Below are 19006 nucleotides of genomic sequence, written 5' to 3'. Positions count from 1 at the left end.
TCCACCCCGGACTCACTGCCTGATTGGCTACAAGTTCCATACTCAGGTCATCCCCATTGGCCATGGAATGGATCGTGAGAGCCCACGTCTTCGACGGAGACTCGCGTGGGCCACTGCTGGCTGACTGCCGAGGCGGTGTTCTATCCATCCCTGTTTGGAAGAAATGGACAAATGCACTCATCTCACGATCGGGGATCGATGCAAGGGGGTTTTCACTCTCCTCCCTAAGGCTTGGCAGGATCAAGGATCTGAACGCCGCCGGCTTTACTGACGACAATACCCCCATGGGAGACTGCCGGTCTGCAAGGATCTCGGCGTTCCGCTTTCACGATATGTCTGCTGGCCGCGCTTGTAACATGGCGCGCCTGCACGACGAACGATTGAAGTTGCGCATGGCGTCAAGACACAGGCAATTGCTTGGAAGGCTGGAGATCTCGGGATCGCAGATGTCGTTTCCAGGAATGTGAAGAATCCCATGCGCCGACCGAGCGTTCCGAAGGACGATAGGAAGGATGATTAGTGACCGTTATCGTGGGTCGAGCGCTAAACACTCCGCCGATTGCATTAATTTGGTGGGAGACAATCGCCTGCTCATTCTTTGGCTTCGGACTGTTTGGCGACATGTGTGCCGAAACGCTTGCGCAGGGTGTCGGCCAGGCTGGCGCGGGTCAGTTCGCCCATGTGGGTGTGGACGAGACGGCCATTGGCATCGAAGAACAGCGTGGTCGGCAGGCCGCGGGTGCCGGTGGCAAGCATCGCTTGCGATGGCGGATCGAGCAGCACCTGTTCGTGCAACGCCAGCCCCTGCCGTTCGAGGAAATTGCGCACGGTGGCCGCGTCCTCACCCTGGTTGAGCAGCACGATGTCGAGACCGGGATAACGTTGCGCCGCATCGGCGAACACCGGCATCTCGCGGCGACAGGGCGGGCACCAGGTCGCCCAGAGGTTGAGCACCACGGGCTTGCCGCTGCGCTCGGCCAGCCTCACCGGCGCACCGTCCAGCGTGGCGGCGGGGATATCGGGCAGGGGCGGCGCCGAGCGTTGCAGCAGCGACAGCGTGCCGGTCAGCGCGAACCACGCCAGCAGCCCGGCGACGAGGCCGGCGAACACGGGACGGCGCAGCCGCGTCTGCCGCCGCGTGCGCCACCACGTGAACGCGAGCGCCGCCGGCAGGCCGATCCACCACAGGAAACCGCCGTCGCCGATGGCGACGACCGACCACGGCGACGCGGCGTATTCGGGCCACCAGCGCAGCACGTAGCCCAGCCGCGCCGCCAGCAGGCCGACGAAGAACGCGTCGGTGAACAACGCGGCCGCCAGCTTCGGCACGGAGGCATCGACGGCGCCGCCCATGCGCCGGGCCAGCACGCGCACCAGCCACCACGCCAGCAACCCGGCGGCGGCCACCAGCACCGCGCGCATCGGGAACGGGCCCAGCGAATTCAACGGTAGACCTTGAGGTAGCGGTCCTCGAACCGGCGCTTGAGCCAGTGCAGCAGGCGCAAGTTCGGCGAGGTGAAGGTGCGCGACTCGCTGCGGTAAACCAGCAGGCCGCCGTCCAGCGAATCGACGATGCAGGCCAGCTCGGTCTTGAAGCCGTGGTCGGCCGGCTCACCGCGCAGTCCGGCGGCGATGTTCTTCGCCACCGCCTCGGCCTGCAGGTCGGCCTGGTGCGCCTGCTTGGCCATCCAGTCCGGGCCGGGATAGCTGCCGATGTCGCCGGCCACGTAGACGTGGTCCATGCCGCGCGCGCGGCACTGCGCGTCGGCGGCGATGAAGCCGCCCTCCGAGCGCGGCAATTCGCTGTCGTCCAGCCACGCCGGGCCGGTGAGGCCGGGCATGAACAGGATCAGGTCGGCGGGGATCTCGCCGCCTTCGGTCACCACCTTGCCGGCCTCGAAGCGCACCGGCTTGTGGCCCAGGTGGGTCTCGATGCCGAGCGCCCGCATCCGCGCCAGCATCTTCTGCACGGCGGATGGGCCAAGTCGCTGGCCGGGTTCCTTCGACGGATTGAAGAACACCAGCCTGAACTTGTCGCGTCGCCCCTGCCGGCGCAGCAGGGTGTCGATGCCGAACAGGAACTCGAACATCGGCCCGCCGCGCACGGCGCCCGGTTCCTTCGGGTTGCTGGCAAAGCCGATCGCGATGGTGCCGCCTTCCATCGTGGCGAGGCGGTCGCGGATGGCCTCGGCGCTGGCGATGCCTTCGCAGGGAATGATCGCGTGTTCGATGCCCGGCAGCTTGCGCAGGTAGCGCCCGCCGGTGGCGATGACCAGCACGTCGTTGGCCAGCTCGCCGGTGTCGGTGACCACGCGGCGGCCACCGTCGAGCACCTGCTGCACGCTGCCCGGGTGCCAGCGCACGCGCATGCGCTCGAAGAAGCCGGCCAGCGGAATGCGCAGGTCGGCGCCGGTCTTCTCGCCCGACGGCAGCCAGATCAGGCTGGGCAGGTAGACCAGTTCGTTGCGCGGCGAAACCACGGTGATCTCCGCATCGACGCGCAGTTCGCGCAGCTTGCGGATGGCGGTGAGCGCGGCGAAGCCGCTGCCGAGGATGACGATGCGGGTCATGGCGTGGCCCTGTGCTGCGGAAAGAGGCGCCGGGCGGGCCGACGCGGAGGGTGTCGCGTGCGCCCGGTCGCGCCAGCGCACGCCGGCAAAGCCGAGCGCGCCGAGGCCGGCGGCCAGCCACAGCAAGGCGCGGCGCCGGGAGACGGCCATCGCCTCACTGCGCCTGCGCGAGCTGCGCGCGCGCCCAGCGCACGATCTCGGCCGACGGCATCGCGCCGGACAGGCGCGCCACTTCGCGCCCGTGCCTGAACAGCGCCAGCGTGGGGATGCTGCGGATGTCGAAGCGATGCGCCAGTTCCGGTTGCGACTGGGTGTCGACCTTGGCCAGCCGCATCGCCGGTTCCAGCTGCGCCGCCGCGGCCTCGAAATGCGGCGCCATCATCCGGCACGGGCCGCACCACGGCGCCCAGAAATCGACCAGCAACGGCAGGTCGCTTTTCGAGGCATGGGCTTCGAAGGCATCGACGCCTTCGAGCGTGGCCGGATGGCCGTCGAACAGCGGCTTGCTGCAGCGGCCGCATTGCGGCGCATCGCCCAGCCGCGCCTGCGGCACGCGGTTGATCGCGTTGCACTGCGGGCAGGCGACCTGCAGGGCGTCGGTGGCGTTCATGCCCCGGCCTCGAAGCTCTTGTCGCCCAGCAGCACGCGGCCTTCGCCATCGACCACGCGGACTTCCACGTCGATGCCCTGGCGCACGCTCTGGGTGACCACGCAGAAGTCCTCGAACTGTGCCAACACGCGGTCGAGGTTGTGGTAATCGGCGTTGTGGCCGGGCAGGTGCAGCGTGGCCTTCGCCGAAGCGATGCGCCAGCGGCCCTGTTCGTTGCGCGTCGGCAACGCGCAGATTTCCGCGTGCAGCGGGCCGGGCGTGTTGCGGTGCTTGCGCAACGCGAACAGCAGGCTGGCGGCCAGGCAGTTGGCCACCGCGGCCAGCAGCAGGCGCGAGGGGTTGGGCCCGCGGTCGTGGCCCAGTGGCGCCGGTTCGTCGGTCAGCAGCGGATCGAGCGCGGTGTCGTCGAAGACGATGCGGAAGGCGTAGTCGCTGTCCTGCTCCAGGCGGATGCGGATCGGAGTGTCGGTGCTCATGGCGTGTCTCCCGTGGTGCCGGCGTCGGCGGGGACTTCCACCCACAGCGCGCCGCGCAGGTCACCGACGGCGAAGCCGGTGGCGTGGTCGTCCGGATAGCGTTCGGCAATCGCGGCGCGGACCGGTTCGGCCACCTCGCTGCCGTGGCAGGCCAGGCAGCCGGGTTCGGTGGCGATGCCGCGCATCATCCGCAGCGCGATGCCGTCGGGCAGGTGCTCGCGGATCACTGCCACCTGGTCGGCGGCGGCTTCACCGCCGGACACGCGCTGCTGGAACAGGTCCAGCGTCAGCAGTTGCCAATCCTGCGCGGCCTGCGCCGGATGGCGGTTGCGGCCGGGCAGCGCCACGCGCCCCAGCCGCACGCCGTGTTCGGCCATCACTGCGTCGGCGATGGCCGGTGCTTCGGCGTGGCAGACCTCGACCGCCGCGGTCGGGCCGCCGGCCTGCATCGCCGCCTGCAGCTTGCCGCGCAGTTGTCTGCTGAACGCCATCGCCGCGGCCTTCGCGCGGTCGAGCGCCGGATCGGTGGCGGGATCGGTGGTGGAAGTGGCCGATGCAGGCGCGGGCGGGGGAAGGGGATCGCCCTGCGCCTGCATCGGTCGTTCGGGGGCGGCGTCCTGATCGGTTCCAGGTGCGCAGGCCGTCGTGGCGAACACGAGACATGCGGCCAGCGCGGCGGGGGGAAATGCCCTCTTGTTCATGTGGAAGCCTCCTTGTGGGCACGCTGCCGCAGCAGCGCGTAGTAGAGCAACGGAATCACCACCAACGTCAGCACCGTCGAGACGAGGATGCCGAAGATCAGCGAGATGGCCAGGCCGTTGAAGATCGGGTCGTCGAGGATGAAGAACGCGCCGGCCATCGCCGCCAGCGCGGTCAGCGCGATCGGTTGCGCGCGCACCGCGCAGGCATCCACCACGGCTTCCTCCAGCGTGTCGCCGTGCGCGATCAGGTGGTTGATGAAATCCACCAGCAGGATGGAATTGCGCACGATGATGCCGGCCAGCGCGATCATGCCGATCATCGATGTCGCGGTGAACTGCGCGCCGAGCAGCGCATGGCCGGGCATCACCCCGATCACGGTCAGCGGGATCGGCGCCATGATCACCAGCGGCACGATATAGTTGCGGAAGTACGCCACCACCAGCAGGTAGATCAGCACCATGCCGGCGGCGTAGGCGATGCCCATGTCGCGGAAGGTCTCCCAGGTGATCTGCCATTCGCCGTCCCACTTAATGGAGATGGTGGTGGTGTCTTCGGGCTGGGCGAAGAAGCGCTGCACGGGCCGGTGACCACCGACAGGGCCTTCGGCGACCCGCGAGACCAGGTCGAACATGCCGTACAGCGGGCTGTCGGCATCACCACCCTCGTCGCCGGTGACGTACACCACCGGCAGCAGGTCCTTGTGCATGATCGCGCCGTCCCACGGCGTGCGCTGCACCGTGACCAGCTCCGACAGCGGCACCAGCTGGCCGTCGCCGCCGCGCACGCGCAGCGCCAGCAGGCCGTCGAGCGAGGCCTGCCCGGCCACCGGCAGGCGCAGCCGGATCGGCCGCGGATACTTGCTGCTGCCGTCGATCACCCAGGTGGCATCGCTGCCCGAGAGGCCGGCGGCAATGGCCTCGGCGATGGCCGCCTGCGACACGCCCAGGCGCGCGGCGCGCACCCGGTCGATGACGATCACGTCGCGTGCGGCGTCGGCCTCGATGCTGGTGTCGACATCGACGATGCCCTCGGTGTCGAGGAATCGCTGTTCCAGCGCGCGGCCCACGGCACGCTGGTGCGCGTAATCCGGGCCGTAGACCTCGGCCACGATCGGCGACAGCACCGGCGGGCCGGGCGGTACTTCCACCACCTTGACCGAGGCGCCATGGCGGCGGCCGATCTCAGCCAGTCGTGGCCGCAGCGCCAGCGCGATCTCGTGGCTCTTGCGCTCGCGTTCCCGCCGGTCCACGAGGTTGACCTGCAGGTCGCCGACGTTGGCGCCCTGGCGCAGGTCGTACTGGCGCACCAGGCCGTTGAAGTTGATCGGCGCGGACGTGCCCACGTAGCCCTGGTAGTGGAGCACCTCCGGCGTGTCGTCGAGTACCGCGGCCAGTTCCGCGAGCAATGCGCTGGTGTCTTCCAGCGTGCGCCCTTCGGGCAGGTCGACCACGATCTGCAATTCCGACTTGTTGTCGAACGGCAGCATCTTCAGCACCACCAGCTTGAACACCGCCAGGCTCGCGGCCAGCAGCACCAGCGCGGCCATGGCCGCGAACAGCGCGTGGCGGCGGCGGGCACCGCGGTCGGCATCGAGGAACGGGCCCATCGTGCGCTCGAACAGGCGGTGCAGCTTCGCCGCCATCGTGCCTTCGGCATGGCCGTGGCCGCCGTGACCGACGGCATCGTTGGCCGCGTGGTCGGCGGCGTGGCGGCGCAGCAGCTTCAGCGACAGCCACGGCGTGACCACCAGCGCGATCATCAGCGACAGCAGCATGCCGACCGAGGCGTTGATCGGGATCGGGCGCATGTACGGGCCCATCAGCCCGGTCACGAACGCCATCGGCATCAGCGCCGCGATCACGGTGAAGGTGGCGAGGATGGTCGGGCCGCCGACTTCGTCCACCGCCGGCGGGATCGCCTCGCGCAGGGTCTTGCCACCCTGGCTCATGTGCCGGTGGATGTTCTCGACCACCACGATGGCGTCGTCGACCAGGATGCCGATCGAGAAGATCAGCGCGAACAGCGACACGCGGTTGAGGGTGAAGCCCATCGCCCACGACGCGAACAGCGTCACCGACAGGGTCAGGATCACCGCGCTGCCGATCACGATGGCCTCGCGGCGGCCCAGCGCGAACAGCACCAGCAGCACCACCGAGAGCGTGGCGAAGATCAATTTCTTGATCAACGTCTGCGCCTTGTCGCTGGCGGTCAGGCCGTAGTCGCGGGTGACCTCGACATGCACGCCGTCGGGAATCAGTTGCCCGCGCAGCGCGTCCAACCGGCGCAGCACGGAGCTGGTGATGTCGGAGGCGTTGCTGCCCGGCTTCTTGGCGATGGCGATGGTGACAGCGGGGGCGACGCCGGCTTCGGGGCCGTCGCGGCCGGCCGGGGCGCCGTGCCAGACGTAGCTCGACGGCGCGTCGGCGGCATCGGTCACCGTGGCCACGTCGGTGATGCGCACCGGCTGCCCGCCCGACACGCCCAGCACCAGTTCGGCCACGTCCTCGCGCCCGGCGAGGAACTGCCCGGAGGTCACCTGCACGACGCCCTCCGCGCCGGTGCGGTTTCCGGCATGGCGCACGACGTTGGCCGCGCGGAGCGCGTCGGCGAGGTCGGTCAGGGTCAGCCCGTGCGCTGCGAGCCGTGCCGGATCCGGCGTGACCAGCATCGCCCGGTCCGGCGCGCCGATGGTATATATGTCGCGCGTGCCTGGGACGCGCTTGAGTTCCGTCTCCAGCGTGTGCGCGATTTCTGCCAGCTCGCGCGGACCATAGTGGGGATCGTCGCTCCACAGCGTCAGCGCCATCACCGGCACATCGTCGATGCCCTTGGGTTTGACGACCGCGGGCCCGGCGCCGAGGTCGCGCGGCAGCCAGTCCTGGTTGGAAAGGACCTTGTCGTAGAGCCGCACCAGCGCAGCCTGGCGTTTCACTCCGACCTCGAACTCCACCGTGACCAGAGCCATGCCCGGGCGGCTGGTGGAATAGGTGTGCCGGATCTCCTCGATCTCGGACAGCTTCTGCTCCAGCGGGAACGTCACCAGCTGCTCGACCTGGCGCGCATCGGCGCCGGGGAAGGGCACGATGACGTTGGCCATGGTCACGTCGATCTGCGGCTCTTCCTCGCGCGGAGTGACCAGCGCCGCGACGATGCCGAGGAGCAGGCCCAGCAGTGCCAAGATCGGCGTTAGCGGACTGTCCTGGAACTGACGCGCGATGCGTCCGGACAGGCCCAGCGGAATATCGCCTGCCGTCGCCATGTCAGTCTTTCCCGCGTGCGGCGACCAGGGCCCGCCGTGCCGCGGTTGCGTCGACGGCGATAATCTCGCCCGGTTCGAGCCCGGAGATCACCTCCACCGCGTCGCCCTCCTGCCCGCCGGGGCGCACGTGGCGCAGCGACAGGCGGTCGTCCTTGAGCACGTACACGGCGTTGACTTCGCCGCGGCGGACCAGCGCGGAAGCGGGGATCCGCGGGAACGCCTCGCCGGCCGTGGAGCGGAACGATACCTTCGCGGTTGTGCCCGGCCACGGCGGCGGGTCGAGCGGCGGCAGCCTCACCCGGATCCGGACCGAATGGCTCGCGGCATCGGCGGCCGGGAACACGGTCACGTCGGCGCTTTCGACGGTGCGGCCGTCGTCGAGGCGCACGGATGCCACCGGGTCGCGGCGGATCGCTTCCGCATCCGACTGCGGCACGCTGACCTCAATGCGCATCGCACCGGGTTCGAACATGGCCATCAGCGGCTGGCCGATGCCCACGCTCTCGCCTGGATGCACGTGGCGCGCATTGACGAAGCCCGTGTAGGGTGCGTGGACGACCGTGTACGCGCGTTGCTGTTCCAGTTCGGCGAGTTGCGCGCGGGCGGCGTCGAGTTCGGCGCGGGCCTGGTCGAGTTGCATCCCGGAGACGTAGCGATCCCTGGCCAGCTCGGCCATGCGCCGGTACGTGGCCTCGGCCAGGCGGACGCGCGCGCGCGCGGCGTCCGCCCCGGCCTGCTGCTCGACCGCGCTCAGCCGCACCAGCAGTGCTCCCGCGGGCACGTGGTCACCGACGTCGTGCGCGACCTCGGCGACGCGGCCCGCCGTCTGCGCCGACAGCACGGCCTGGCGCTCGGCCTCGATCACGCCATCCCATGCGTGGGCCGACGGCCGGCCGGCCTCCACCCGTAGCGTGGCCAGCCCGACGGGCGCCCCGGGGGCGGGCGCCGGCGGGGCCACGTCGCCGGCACAGGCGCCGAGCGCGATGACCAGTGCCGCCGGGAGCAGGAGTCGGGCGTGAAGCATCGGCATGCCGGCCTCACTTGAACGCGGAGCCGGCGGGAACGCCCAGCCTGCGGAACACGATCGCCGCCGGGCAGAAGCCGGTGAAGCTGGCCTGCAGCAGGTTCAGGCCGATGAAGGCGGTGAACCACAGCCACAGCGGCGAGACGAAGTGGGCCAGCGCGAGGCTGATCAGGATCATCACGCCGGCAAAGGCGAGGACGGCACGGTCAAGGTTCATGGTGTTGTTTCCTCAAGGTGTGGTGGAGGATCAGCGCGTGCGCGTGATCCCGAGCAGTTTCAGCACGTATTTCTCGTAGATCGGCTCGGTGTTGCCGGACTTCATCTTCATCATGAAGTACTTCTCGAACGCGACCTTGGCCAGATGCACCCACTTGCCGACCTTGGCCCAGGTCACGTTGCGCGGCGGGAACTGCGGCAGCGCCACGAAGGCCGCGCCGGTGTCGCCCATGTCGGCCAGGCAGATCGCGTTCCACGTCGCCTCGGCGGTCGCAGGCTCTCCCTTCAGGTCGGCCCGGATGTTCTGCGCCACTGCGGTGACCATCGACTCGATCATGAAGCCGGTCTTGGGCGCGCCGGTCGGTACCGGCGTGGCTTCCACCGGCGGAATGGCCACGCACACGCCCAGCGAATAGATGTTGGGATAGGCCGGGTTGCGCTGGTGTTTGTCGATCAGGATGAAGCCGCGCGGATTGCACAGGCCTTCGCCCTGGCGCACCGCCGGCACGCCGGTGAACGCCGGCAGCACCATCGTATACTTGAACGGCAGCACGTGCGTCTTCTTCGGCTGGCCGTCCTCGTCCACTTCGGCCACCTCCATCTCGCCATCGCGCACGGCGGTGATCTTGGCGTTGGTGATCCAGTGGACGTGGCGCTGGCGGAATTCGGTTTCCATCAGGCCCTTGGAGTCGCCCACGTCGCCCAGGCCCATGTGGCCGATGTACGGCTCGGGAGTGACGTAGGTCATCGGCACCTTGTCGCGCAGCTTGCGCTTGCGCAGGTCGCGGTCGAGGATCATCGCGAACTCGTAGGCCGGGCCGAAGCAGCTGGCGCCGGGCGCGGCCCCGACCACGATCGGGCCGGGGTCCTGCAGGAAGGCCTGGTAGGCCTCCCACGCGGTGCTGGCATGCGGGGTGGTGCAGATCGACTGGGTGAAGCCGCCGTCCGGGCCGAGGCCAGGGATTTCGTCGAACGCCAGCCGCGGGCCGGTGGCGATGACGAGGTAGTCGTAGTCCAGCGTGCGCCCGTCGCGCAGCACGATGCGGTTGGCATCGGGTTCCACCTTCTCGGCGCCGGCGCCTTCGAAGGCGATCTTCTTCTTCGCCAGATAGGCCGCGACCGGCATCTCCACGTCGGCTGGCTTCCGCCAGCCCACTGCCACCCACGGATTGGACGGGGTGAACGAAAAGCGGTCGCCCTCACCGACCACGGTGATGTCCGGGCCGGAGCCCAGCGTGCCGCGCAGTTCGTAGGCAGCGCTCATGCCACCGATGCCCGCGCCCAGTACCACGATGTGCGTCATTGGATGCCCTCCCAGCCGCCGGATCCGACCCGGGAAATGGGTCTCGTCTAGCCAGTTGTATCTAAATTAGCAATACTGTATATTATAGTCAACTAATGTTGTTGGAACACAGCAATGTCCCGTACTGTCGAAGACTTGGTGGCTGAGGCACGTTCGAGAATCCGCGAGATTTCCTTGGAAGAGGAGTTGGTGGACACGCTTGCGGGCGACCTCGTGCTGGTCGACGTCCGCGAACCGGACGAGTACGCGCAGGGCCACCTGCCGGGCGCGGTCAACCTGCCGCGGGGCGTGCTCGAGTTCCAGATCCATGCGCATCCGGCGATGGCCTGCGTCGCGGACGCGGCGCTGGCGGAGCCTTCCCGCCGCATGGTGCTGTACTGCCGGACGGGCGGGCGATCCGCGCTGGCCGCCGACAGCCTGCGGCAGTTGGGCTTCACCGACGTGTGTTCGCTTGTCGGCGGCTTCGAGGCGTGGCGCAATGCAGACCTGTCCGTGAGCATGGAATGACGATGGCGCCGAAGAAGACCAAGACGGCGAAGGCAGCGAACATCGCCTTCGACATGGAGGCGATGCGGGCGCATGCCGGCGACGCGGCGCGGCTGTTGAAGGCGCTGGCCAACGAGAAGCGCCTGCAGGTGCTGTGCCTGTTGGCGGAAGGGGAGCGGTCGGTCGGCGAGATCAACTCTATGCTTGATCTCAGCCAGTCAGCGCTGTCGCAGCACCTGGCGGTGCTGCGCGAGGAAGGACTGGTGCAGACCCGCCGCGAGGCGCAGGTCATCTACTACTCGCTCATGCCCGGGCCGGCGGCGCAGGTGATGCAGACGCTGCACGGCATCTACTGCAGCCCCGCTCCGGCGCGGGCGAAGAAGAAGGGGGCGGCATGATCGGACTGCTCAAGGCGCTGCTGGGGATGGGCGGCGAGCAGGTCGGCCCGCGCGAGGCGGTGCAGCGCATCAACCTCGGCGCGGTGCTGGTCGATGTCCGCGAGCCCGGCGAATTCGCCGCCGGCCACGCCGCCGATGCCGTCCACCTGCCGCTCGGCCGCATCCGCGCGCAGGGCGCGGGCGCACTCGACGCGTGCTCGGTGCCGGAAGGCGCTGAAGTCCTGCTGGTCTGCCAGAGCGGGATGCGCTCGCGCATCGCGCAGTCGTTGCTGGCCAAGGATGCGCGCCGCCGTTACGTCAATGTCGACGGCGGCATGGCCGCGTGGGCCGCCAGCGGTTTGCCGATCGTCCGCAGCGGGAGGGCGCCATGACCGCTGCGGAAGCCGACAGGGCCGACATCGCGCGCTGGGACGCACGCTACGGCACCGACGACTACGTGTTCGGTACCGAGCCGAACGCCTTCCTCGCCTCGCAGGCCCACCGGCTGATGCCCGGCATGTCCGTGCTGGCGGTGGCCGACGGCGAGGGTCGCAACGGCGTCTGGCTGGCAGCGCAGGGCATGAACGTGTTGTCCGTGGACGCTTCCGAAACGGGTCTGGAGAAAGCCAGGAAGCTGGCCGCCGCACGCGGCGTGCGCATCGCCACCGAACGGGTCGACCTGGGCGAGTGGAACTGGGGCGCGGAACGTTTCGACGCGGTCGTGGCGATCTTCGTCCAGTTCGCCGATCCGGCGCTGCGCGAGGCCATGTTCGCCGGCATGCAGCGCACGCTCAAGCCCGGCGGTCTGCTGCTGTTGCAGGGCTATCGCCCCGAGCAACTCGAATACGGCACCGGCGGCCCGTCGGACATGGACAAGCTCTACACCGCCGACCTGCTGCGCGACGCATTCGCCGGCATGGAATTGTTGTACCTGCATGAACACGACAGCGCGCTGGCCGAGGGTTCCGGCCACGCGGGCATGTCCGCGCTGATCGACCTGGTCGCACGCAAGCGCCGGTTGCCTCCCGCACGCCACCCCACTGAAGGATGACAGCCATGTCCGCCATCGATTCCTACACCGATCTCACCCGCGCCGTCTCGAAGAACCTCGCGCCGCTGCGTACCCACAACGCCGAAGTGATGCAGGGTTTCGGCGCGCTCAGCAAGGCGGCGCTGGCGCCGGGCGTACTCGACGAGAAGACCAAGGAACTGATCGCGATGGCGATCGGCGTCGCCAGCCGCTGCGATGCCTGCCTCGGCTTCCACGCCAGGGCGCTGGTGAGGCTGGGCGCGACGCCGGAGGAGTTCCGCGAAATGCTCGGCGTGGCCGTCTACATGGGCGGCGGGCCTTCGCTGATGTACGCGGCCAATGCGCTGGCGGCGTTCGAGGAGTTTTCCGCGCAGCCGGCGTGATCCGGTCGCGGGTGCGTCATTTTGTCATCTTATGGTTTCGGGAATAAACCGGGATGATGGAACGCGGCAAGGATTGATCTGGACAGCCATGACGCATGGCTGTCTCACCACGTGATCGGAGAGTGTCATGTTCCCTGAGCTCGACCTTGTGATCCTGTCGCGGCTGCAGTTCGCGCTGACGGCGATGTACCACTTCATCTTCGTGCCGCTGACGCTGGGCCTGTCGTTCCTGCTGGCGATCATGGAGAGCGTCTATGTGATGACCGGCCGCGAGATCTGGCGGCGGATGACGATGTTCTGGGGCGTGTTGTTCGGCATCAACTTCGCGCTCGGCGTGGGCACCGGCATCGTCATGGAGTTCCAGTTCGGCATGAACTGGTCGTACTACAGCCATTACGTCGGCGACATCTTCGGCGCGCCGCTGGCGATCGAGGGCCTGATGGCGTTCTTCCTCGAAGCGACTTTCATCGGCCTGTTCTTCTTCGGCTGGAACCGGATGAGCAAGGTCAAGCACCTGATGGTCACCTGGCTGGTGGCGCTGGGCACCAACCTGTCGGCGGTGTGGATCCTGGTGGCCAACGGCTGGATGCAGAACCCGGTCGGCGCGGTGTTCAATCCCGACACTATGCGCATGGAGATGACCGACTTCGTCGCGGTGGTGCTCAATCCGGTGGCGCAGGCCAAGTTCGTGCACACGGTGGCGGCCGGCTACGTCAGCGCGGCGATGTTCGTGGCCGCGATCAGTGCCTGGTACCTGCTGCGTGGGCGCCACCTCGACATCGCCAAGCGCTCGATGGCGGTGGCCGCCAGCTTCGGCCTGGCGGCTTCGTTGAGCGTGGTGGTGCTGGGCGACGAGAGCGGCTACCTGAGCACCGAGCACCAGAAGATGAAGCTGGCGGCGATGGAGTCGATGTGGGAGACCGAGGCGGCGCCGGCCAGCTTCAGCATCGTGGCCTGGCCCAACCAGGCCGAGCGCCGCAACGAACTCGCGGTGCACGTGCCGTGGGCGATGGGCCTGATCGGCACGCGCTCGATCTCGAAGCAGATGCCCGGCATCAACGAACTGGTGGACTCGGCCGAGCGCAGGATCGCCAACGGCATGCGCGCCTATGCCGCGCTGGAGCGGGTGCGCGCGGACGCGGACGACCGGCAGGCGCGCGAACTGTTCGCCGAGACCTGGCCCGACCTCGGCTACGGGCTGCTGCTCAAGCGCTACCGCGACGACGTGCAGAACGCGACGCCGGACGAGATCGAGGCCGCGGCATTCGACACCGTGCCGCAGGTGATGCCGCTGTTCTGGACGTTCCGGGTGATGGTGGCGCTGGGCTTCTATTTCATCGGCTTCTTCGCGTTCGCGTTCTGGCTGGTGTCGACCGGCAGGATCGAAAACAGCCGGCGCTTCCTGAAAATCGCGCTTTGGAGCATTGCGTTGCCCTGGGTCGCCATCCAGTGCGGCTGGTTCGTGGCCGAGTTCGGGCGGCAGCCGTGGGTGATCGAGGGCGTGCTGCCGACCTTCTATGCGGTGTCCGGATTGTCGGTGCTCGACCTGGTGATCAGCCTGCTGGTGTTCTTCGTGCTGTACACCACGCTGGCGATCGTCGGTTTCCGGTTGCTGCTCAAGGCGATCCGCAAGGGGCCGGAAGAGCCGTCCGGGGCATCCGCCGATGCGCCGGGCGTGCAAGCCGATCCCGCCATGCTCACGGCGCACTGACAGGAGGCGACGATGGACGTTTCGATGATTCCGCTGGACTACGCCACGTTGCGCGTGATCTGGTGGCTGCTGTTGGGCGTGCTGCTGATCGGATTCGCGGTCATGGATGGTTTCGACCTCGGCGTCGCCGCGCTATTGCCGGTGGTGGCCAAGACCGACGAAGAGCGGAGGGTGATGCTCAACCTCGTCGGCCCGGTGTGGGAGGGCAACCAGGTCTGGCTGATCACCGGCGGTGGCGCGATCTTCGCCGCGTGGCCGCTGCTGTATGCGGCCTCGTTCTCCGGCCTGTACCTGGCGATGCTGCTCCTGCTGGTCGCGCTGATCCTGCGCCCGGTCGGCTTCAAGTATCGGAGCAAGCTGCCCGATGCGCGCTGGCGCAGCACCTGGGACTGGCTGCTGTGCGGCTCCGGCGTGGTCGCCAGCCTGGTGTTCGGCGTGGCGATGGGCAACCTGCTGCTCGGCCTGCCGTTCGGCGTGGAGCCGGCGACGCTGCGGCCGGTGTACGAAGGCAACCTGTTCCAACTGTTCATGCCGTTCGCGCTGCTGGCCGGTGTGTTGAGCGTGACGATGCTCGCCGCGCACGGCGCCGCGTTGCTGGCCTGGCGTACGGACGGCGACATCGCGATGCGTGCCCGCAGGTTCGGCGGCTGGCTGGCGCTGGCGACCGGCGCGCTGTTCGCATTGGGCGGAGTCTGGGTCGCGCTCGGACTGGACGGGCACGTGGTGACCGGCACGGTCGACGTGGCGGCGGCGAGCAATCCGGCGCTGAAGACGGTCGAGGCGGTCGAAGGCGCGTGGATGCACAACTTCTCGCGCTGGCCGTGGATGTGGCTCGCGCCGGTGCTCGGCGTGGCCGGATCGCTGCTGGCGGCGCTGCTGCTGTGGCGCGGCGCGCGGGTGTCGGCGTTCCTGGCGACGTCGACGGCGATCACCGGCGTCATCCTGACCGTCGGCTTCGCGCTGTTCCCGTTCCTGATACCCTCGTCGCTGCAGCCGGGCATGGGGCTGACGGTGTGGGATGCCTCGTCGAGCCATTTCACCTTGTGGGTGATGTTGCTGGCGACGGTGGTGTTCCTGCCGATCGTGTTGTTCTATACCGGCTACGTGTACCGGGTGATGCGCGGCACGGTAACGCCGGAGTCGGTCTCGGAGAATCCCAATGCGTATTGATGGTCTCCAGCGTCATCGGCCACTGATCGGGAGCTGACAGCCATGTGGTACTTCTCGTGGATCCTGGGGCTGGGCCTGGCCTGCGCCTTCGCCATCCTCAACGCGATGTGGTTCGAGCTGCGCGAGCACGACCGCGACGACGGGGCATGACCCCCGCGGCCGAGGCCGCCGCGGAGCGATTGCCTCCGGCGCAGACGGCCTGGATGCGGGCGCTGGCCGGGCAGATCCGGCGTCCGCTCGGGTTCGCGATCGGCCTGCCGCTGCTGTCCGGCCTGCTGCTGCTGCCGCAGGCCTGGGCGCTGGCCCGCGCGCTGCAGATGATCGTCATGGATCGGCTGCCGCTGGCCGACGCCCTGCCATTGATCGGGCTGGCCGCCACGCTGGTGCTGATGCGTGCGGCGCTGGTCTGGATGGCCGAATACGCCGGCCAGCATGCGGCCGAATCGGTGAAGCGGTCGGTGCGTCTGGCGCTGTTCCGGCGCCTGCTGTCGGCCGGTGTGCTGTGGAGCCGGGCGCGCGCCTCGGGCGAGCTGGCCGACGCGCTGACAGCACGGGTGGAGACGCTGGACGGCTACTTCGCGCGCTACCTGCCGGCGATGGCCTCGGCGGCGATCCTGCCGCTGGTGTTCTGCGTGGTGCTGTTCGGATTCGACTGGATCGCCGCGCTGGTACTGGTGCTGACGGTCCCCGCGATCCCGCTGTTCATGGCGCTGGTGGGGTGGGGCGCGGAGGCCGCCGGCCGCCGGCACGCAGCGGCGCTCGCGCGTCTGTCGGGCCTGTTCGCCGACCGCGTGCGCGGACTCACCACGCTCAAGCTGCACGGGCGCGCACAGGCGGAAGCTGACCGCGTGGCGCGTGCCAGCGACGAAGTGCGCGAGCGCACGATGTCGGTGCTGAAGATCGCGTTCCTGTCCTCGGCGGTGCTGGAGTTCTTCGCCGCGCTGGGCGTGGCCGGGCTGGCAGTGTACTTCGGGCTGACCCTCCTCGGCATGCTGGAACTGCGTGCCAGTGTGCTGACCCTGGAGGCCGCGCTGTTCTGCCTGCTGATGGCGCCGGAGGTGTATCTGCCGATGCGCCAGCTGGCCGCGCACTACCACGACCGCGCGAACGCGCGCGCGGCGGTGGCGGAGATCGCCAGTCTGTTCGATGGCCTGCCGAAGGTCGCGGAGACATCGGATGGCATGGCGCCATCCGCTTCCGCGCCCACTTCCACGGAGTTTTCCATCCACGCCCTGCGGATGCCGGTGCCGGGACGCGGCGCGATCCGCCTGCAGTCTCCCGCGCTGATCGCCCGGGGCGAGTGGATCGCGCTGACCGGCGCCAGCGGCAGCGGCAAGTCCACGTTGCTGGAGACGCTGGCCGGCCTACGGCCGTACGAGGGCGACGCGCGCTTCGCCGGCCGGTCGCTGTGCGAGTGGCCCGCGGCCACACTGCGCCGGCACGTGCTGCTGATCCCGCAGCGACCGTGGCTGGCGCCGGGCAGCATCGCCGACAACCTGCGGCTGGCGTGCGCCGACGCGGACGATGCGGCGCTGCAACGGGCGATCGCCGCCGCCGGGCTTGCGGACATGATCGCCCGCCTGTCGCGCGGGCTGGACACGCCGCTGGCCCAGCGCGGGCAGGGCGTCTCCGGCGGGCAGGCGCAGCGCATCGCGCTGGCGCGGATGTTCCTGTCCGATGCGCCGGTGCTGCTGCTCGACGAGCCGACCGCGCACCTCGACGATGCCAGCCGCGACCGCGTGCTCGCGGAAATCGCCGCCTTCGCCCGTGGACGCACCCTGGTCGTGGCGACGCACGATCCCGTCGTGGCCGCGATCGCCGGCCGACAGTGGACGATCGATGCTGACGGCGAGGTGCGTCCATGAGGCAGCTGCTGGCATGGATGTGGCCGATGTTCTGGCGGCGCAGGCGTGCGTTGCTGCCCGCCTGCGTGCTGGCGCTGGTGACCGCCGCCGCCGCGGTGGGGTTGCTGGGCGTCTCGGGCTGGTTCCTGACCGCGACCGCACTTGTGTCCGGCGCGCTCGCGACGTTCAACCTGTTCGTGCCCTCGGCGATGGTGCGCGGGCTGGCGTTCGTCCGCATCCTCTCGCGCTACGGCGAGCGCGTCGCCGGGCACGCCGCGACGCTGCAGCTGTTGACCGACCTGCGCACGCGCGTGTTCGCGAACCTGCTGCGGCTCGATGCCGGACAACTGGCGCGCTGGCGTGACGGCGACCTGGTCGCGCGCCTGACCGGGGACGTTGACGCGCTGGATTCGACGTTCCTGCTCTCGCTGCTGCCGTTGTTGGTCGGTGGGATCGCCGGCGTCGTGGTGATCGCCGTGCTGGCCGCCTACGTGCCGGCGGCGGCGGTGGCCGTCGGAGGCCTGTGGCTGTGCGTCCTGCTGCTCGCGCCGGCCTGGCTGGCGCGGCATGTGCGCCGCAGCGGGGCCGAACGCCAGGCGCACTCGGCCGCATTGCGACAGCATGTCCTGCAGGCCGTGGACGGCCACGCCGACCTGCTCGCGCTCGATGCGGCGGGACGCGCCGAAGCCGCGCTGGCGGACAGCAGTGATCGCCTGCGCGCGGCAGCGCTGTCCGAATCGCGGGCGTTCGCCTCGGGACAGGCGCTGGCGCTGGCCTGTACAGGACTGGCGATGCTGGCCGTGGCAACGGCGGGCGCGATCGCCCTGGCGGAGGGGCGGGTGGGGGGCGCGCTGCTGGTCGGCTGTGTGCTCGCGGTGGCCGGATTGTTCGAGGTGGTGGCGCCAGTGCTGCGCGGCGCGGTGCGGTACGGCACTGCGGCCGCGGCCGCGGAACGCGTGCGAGAGATCGAGCGGGCTGGCCCGGAGATCGTCGACCCGTTGCAGCCGCAGGCGCTGTCGCCGCACGGCACGCTGGAATTCAGGCAGGTGCGCTTCCGCCATCACCCCTCGCTGCCGTTGCTCGAAGGCGTGGATCTGCGGATCGCGCCCGGTGAGCGCGTGGTGGTGACCGGGGCCAGCGGCAGCGGCAAGTCGACCCTGCTGGCGCTGCTGCTGCGCCTGCGCGACCCGCAGTCGGGCGGCATCGCTTGGGACGGCGTGGATCTGCGCGAGGCGTCGCTGTCGGAACTGCACCGTCGCATCGCCCTGCTGCCGCAGGACGCACCGGTCTTCCTTGGAACCGTGCGAGACAACTTGCGCATCGGCGACCCCGATGCCGACGATGCCAGGCTCTGGCAGGTACTGCGACATGCCGGACTGGATGCGGAGATCCGTGCGTTGCCCGGAGGACTCGACCAGTGGCTGGGAGAGGGCGGGCGCACGCTGTCGGCCGGGCAGGCGCGCCGTCTGTGCCTGGCGCGGGTATTGCTGACCGGTGCGTCGTTGATCGCACTCGACGAGCCGACCGAAGGACTTGATCCCGATGCCGAACAGGCTTTCTTCCGCGATTTGCCGCGCATCCTGCACGGTCGCAGCCTGCTGCTGATCACCCACGCGGCGGTGCCGCTGGAGGTGTCCGACGCGGCTTGGGAACTGGTGGATGGGAAGCTGGAGAAAAAGGCAGTGCGTGACGCCCCGTAGGCATAGAAGCCGGCGGGATGCCCGTTGCACGCGGGCAAGGCGAGATGATGATGCGCGCGTCCGCTGCACGGACAGTCACTGCTAAAACTCGCGTACGCACTGACCTGAGACGGATCGTGTAGCCATTTGGCTGGTGAGTTCTCTG

General features: G+C 69.1%; 19 protein-coding genes. 10 read left to right on the top strand and 9 right to left on the bottom strand.

Going from position 1 to position 19006, the window contains the following annotated elements:
• Nucleotides 1-591: 591 nt before the first annotated feature.
• The 9 genes from EIM48_RS14965 to EIM48_RS14925 all read right to left on the bottom strand — a co-directional run bounded on the left by EIM48_RS14965 (nt 592) and on the right by EIM48_RS14925 (nt 10160).
• A complete protein-coding gene (locus EIM48_RS14965) occupies nt 592-1446 on the bottom strand; it encodes a TlpA disulfide reductase family protein (protein ID WP_125112023.1) in 855 nt (284 codons plus the stop codon).
• Nucleotides 1443-2570: an FAD-dependent oxidoreductase gene (locus EIM48_RS14960; protein ID WP_125112022.1), complete on the bottom strand. Its 1128-nt coding sequence runs from the start codon at nt 2568-2570 to the stop codon at nt 1443-1445. The genes EIM48_RS14965 and EIM48_RS14960 overlap by 4 nt, the downstream gene beginning before the upstream one ends.
• 154 nt (nt 2571-2724) lie before the next feature.
• Complete coding sequence (trxC, locus tag EIM48_RS14955) at nt 2725-3180, bottom strand: thioredoxin TrxC (protein ID WP_125109483.1); 456 nt, start codon at nt 3178-3180, stop codon at nt 2725-2727.
• Complete coding sequence (locus tag EIM48_RS14950; protein WP_125112021.1) at nt 3177-3656, bottom strand: OsmC family protein; 480 nt, start codon at nt 3654-3656, stop codon at nt 3177-3179. Before EIM48_RS14950 ends, trxC begins: the two co-directional genes overlap by 4 nt.
• Nucleotides 3653-4312, bottom strand: coding sequence for a DUF3365 domain-containing protein (locus EIM48_RS14945; RefSeq protein ID WP_158675224.1), 660 nt, complete (start codon nt 4310-4312; stop codon nt 3653-3655). The genes EIM48_RS14950 and EIM48_RS14945 overlap by 4 nt, the downstream gene beginning before the upstream one ends.
• A gap of 41 nt (nt 4313-4353) precedes the next feature.
• Entirely contained in the window at nt 4354-7617 is a 3264-nt protein-coding gene (locus EIM48_RS14940; RefSeq protein WP_125112019.1) for an efflux RND transporter permease subunit, read from the bottom strand.
• A gap of 1 nt (nt 7618) precedes the next feature.
• The gene (locus tag EIM48_RS14935) at nt 7619-8647 is read right to left on the bottom strand and encodes an efflux RND transporter periplasmic adaptor subunit (protein ID WP_125112018.1); all 1029 of its coding nucleotides are present in this window, start codon (nt 8645-8647) and stop codon (nt 7619-7621) included.
• Nucleotides 8648-8654: 7 nt separating this feature from the next.
• Nucleotides 8655-8858, bottom strand: a complete 204-nt coding sequence (locus EIM48_RS14930; protein WP_125109478.1) for a DUF2892 domain-containing protein — start codon at nt 8856-8858, stop codon at nt 8655-8657.
• Nucleotides 8859-8888: 30 nt separating this feature from the next.
• Complete coding sequence (locus tag EIM48_RS14925) at nt 8889-10160, bottom strand: FAD-dependent oxidoreductase (RefSeq protein ID WP_125112017.1); 1272 nt, start codon at nt 10158-10160, stop codon at nt 8889-8891.
• A gap of 114 nt (nt 10161-10274) precedes the next feature.
• Here EIM48_RS14925 and EIM48_RS14920 point away from each other — a divergent pair, with 114 nt between their 5' ends.
• From EIM48_RS14920 to cydC, 10 genes are all read left to right on the top strand, one after another.
• On the top strand, nt 10275-10667 hold the full coding sequence (locus EIM48_RS14920; RefSeq protein WP_125112016.1) for a rhodanese-like domain-containing protein: 393 nt from the start codon (nt 10275-10277) through the stop codon (nt 10665-10667).
• Between the two features lie 2 nt (nt 10668-10669).
• Nucleotides 10670-11044, top strand: a complete 375-nt coding sequence (locus EIM48_RS14915; protein WP_233581714.1) for a metalloregulator ArsR/SmtB family transcription factor — start codon at nt 10670-10672, stop codon at nt 11042-11044.
• The gene (locus EIM48_RS14910; RefSeq protein ID WP_199728438.1) at nt 11041-11415 is read left to right on the top strand and encodes a rhodanese-like domain-containing protein; all 375 of its coding nucleotides are present in this window, start codon (nt 11041-11043) and stop codon (nt 11413-11415) included. Before EIM48_RS14915 ends, EIM48_RS14910 begins: the two co-directional genes overlap by 4 nt.
• On the top strand, nt 11412-12074 hold the full coding sequence (locus tag EIM48_RS14905) for a class I SAM-dependent methyltransferase (protein WP_233581713.1): 663 nt from the start codon (nt 11412-11414) through the stop codon (nt 12072-12074). Before EIM48_RS14910 ends, EIM48_RS14905 begins: the two co-directional genes overlap by 4 nt.
• A gap of 5 nt (nt 12075-12079) precedes the next feature.
• Nucleotides 12080-12436, top strand: a complete 357-nt coding sequence (locus EIM48_RS14900) for a carboxymuconolactone decarboxylase family protein (protein WP_024869316.1) — start codon at nt 12080-12082, stop codon at nt 12434-12436.
• A 127-nt stretch (nt 12437-12563) separates the two neighbouring features.
• On the top strand, nt 12564-14147 hold the full coding sequence (locus EIM48_RS14895; protein ID WP_125112015.1) for a cytochrome ubiquinol oxidase subunit I: 1584 nt from the start codon (nt 12564-12566) through the stop codon (nt 14145-14147).
• A gap of 12 nt (nt 14148-14159) precedes the next feature.
• On the top strand, nt 14160-15317 hold the full coding sequence (gene cydB, locus EIM48_RS14890) for a cytochrome d ubiquinol oxidase subunit II (protein ID WP_125112014.1): 1158 nt from the start codon (nt 14160-14162) through the stop codon (nt 15315-15317).
• A 42-nt stretch (nt 15318-15359) separates the two neighbouring features.
• Nucleotides 15360-15467 carry a cytochrome bd-I oxidase subunit CydX gene (gene cydX, locus EIM48_RS14885; protein WP_081760117.1) on the top strand — a complete coding sequence of 36 codons (108 nt, stop codon included), beginning with the start codon at nt 15360-15362 and terminating at the stop codon, nt 15465-15467.
• Nucleotides 15425-17182, top strand: a complete 1758-nt coding sequence (gene cydD / locus EIM48_RS14880) for a thiol reductant ABC exporter subunit CydD (protein ID WP_199728437.1) — start codon at nt 15425-15427, stop codon at nt 17180-17182. The genes cydX and cydD overlap by 43 nt, the downstream gene beginning before the upstream one ends.
• Entirely contained in the window at nt 17179-18861 is a 1683-nt protein-coding gene (gene cydC / locus EIM48_RS14875; RefSeq protein WP_125112012.1) for a thiol reductant ABC exporter subunit CydC, read from the top strand. Before cydD ends, cydC begins: the two co-directional genes overlap by 4 nt.
• The last annotated feature ends 145 nt before the right edge of the window (nt 18862-19006 follow it).

This window comes from Pseudoxanthomonas sp. SGNA-20 (assembly GCF_003931635.1).
In the GTDB taxonomy this organism is placed as follows: domain Bacteria; phylum Pseudomonadota; class Gammaproteobacteria; order Xanthomonadales; family Xanthomonadaceae; genus Pseudoxanthomonas.
The sequence above is the reverse complement of the archived record's forward strand: the minus strand, read 5'-3'. Positions and strand labels throughout refer to the sequence as shown.

What these genes read in the sequence shown, in the direction of transcription:
- EIM48_RS14900 (WP_024869316.1), top strand. Translation starts at nt 12,080, where the DNA reads ATGTCCGCCATCGATTCCTACACCGATCTCACCCGCGCCGTCTCGAAG.
- cydC (WP_125112012.1), top strand. Translation starts at nt 17,179, where the DNA reads ATGAGGCAGCTGCTGGCATGGATGTGGCCGATGTTCTGGCGGCGCAGG.
- cydB (WP_125112014.1), top strand. Translation starts at nt 14,160, where the DNA reads ATGGACGTTTCGATGATTCCGCTGGACTACGCCACGTTGCGCGTGATC.
- EIM48_RS14950 (WP_125112021.1), bottom strand. Translation starts at nt 3,656, where the DNA reads ATGAGCACCGACACTCCGATCCGCATCCGCCTGGAGCAGGACAGCGAC.
- EIM48_RS14895 (WP_125112015.1), top strand. Translation starts at nt 12,564, where the DNA reads ATGTTCCCTGAGCTCGACCTTGTGATCCTGTCGCGGCTGCAGTTCGCG.
- cydX (WP_081760117.1), top strand. Translation starts at nt 15,360, where the DNA reads ATGTGGTACTTCTCGTGGATCCTGGGGCTGGGCCTGGCCTGCGCCTTC.
- EIM48_RS14920 (WP_125112016.1), top strand. Translation starts at nt 10,275, where the DNA reads ATGTCCCGTACTGTCGAAGACTTGGTGGCTGAGGCACGTTCGAGAATC.
- EIM48_RS14925 (WP_125112017.1), bottom strand. Translation starts at nt 10,160, where the DNA reads ATGACGCACATCGTGGTACTGGGCGCGGGCATCGGTGGCATGAGCGCT.
- EIM48_RS14960 (WP_125112022.1), bottom strand. Translation starts at nt 2,570, where the DNA reads ATGACCCGCATCGTCATCCTCGGCAGCGGCTTCGCCGCGCTCACCGCC.
- EIM48_RS14935 (WP_125112018.1), bottom strand. Translation starts at nt 8,647, where the DNA reads ATGCCGATGCTTCACGCCCGACTCCTGCTCCCGGCGGCACTGGTCATC.
- EIM48_RS14905 (WP_233581713.1), top strand. Translation starts at nt 11,412, where the DNA reads ATGACCGCTGCGGAAGCCGACAGGGCCGACATCGCGCGCTGGGACGCA.
- trxC (WP_125109483.1), bottom strand. Translation starts at nt 3,180, where the DNA reads ATGAACGCCACCGACGCCCTGCAGGTCGCCTGCCCGCAGTGCAACGCG.
- EIM48_RS14930 (WP_125109478.1), bottom strand. Translation starts at nt 8,858, where the DNA reads ATGAACCTTGACCGTGCCGTCCTCGCCTTTGCCGGCGTGATGATCCTG.
- EIM48_RS14910 (WP_199728438.1), top strand. Translation starts at nt 11,041, where the DNA reads ATGATCGGACTGCTCAAGGCGCTGCTGGGGATGGGCGGCGAGCAGGTC.
- EIM48_RS14915 (WP_233581714.1), top strand. Translation starts at nt 10,670, where the DNA reads ATGGCGCCGAAGAAGACCAAGACGGCGAAGGCAGCGAACATCGCCTTC.
- EIM48_RS14940 (WP_125112019.1), bottom strand. Translation starts at nt 7,617, where the DNA reads ATGGCGACGGCAGGCGATATTCCGCTGGGCCTGTCCGGACGCATCGCG.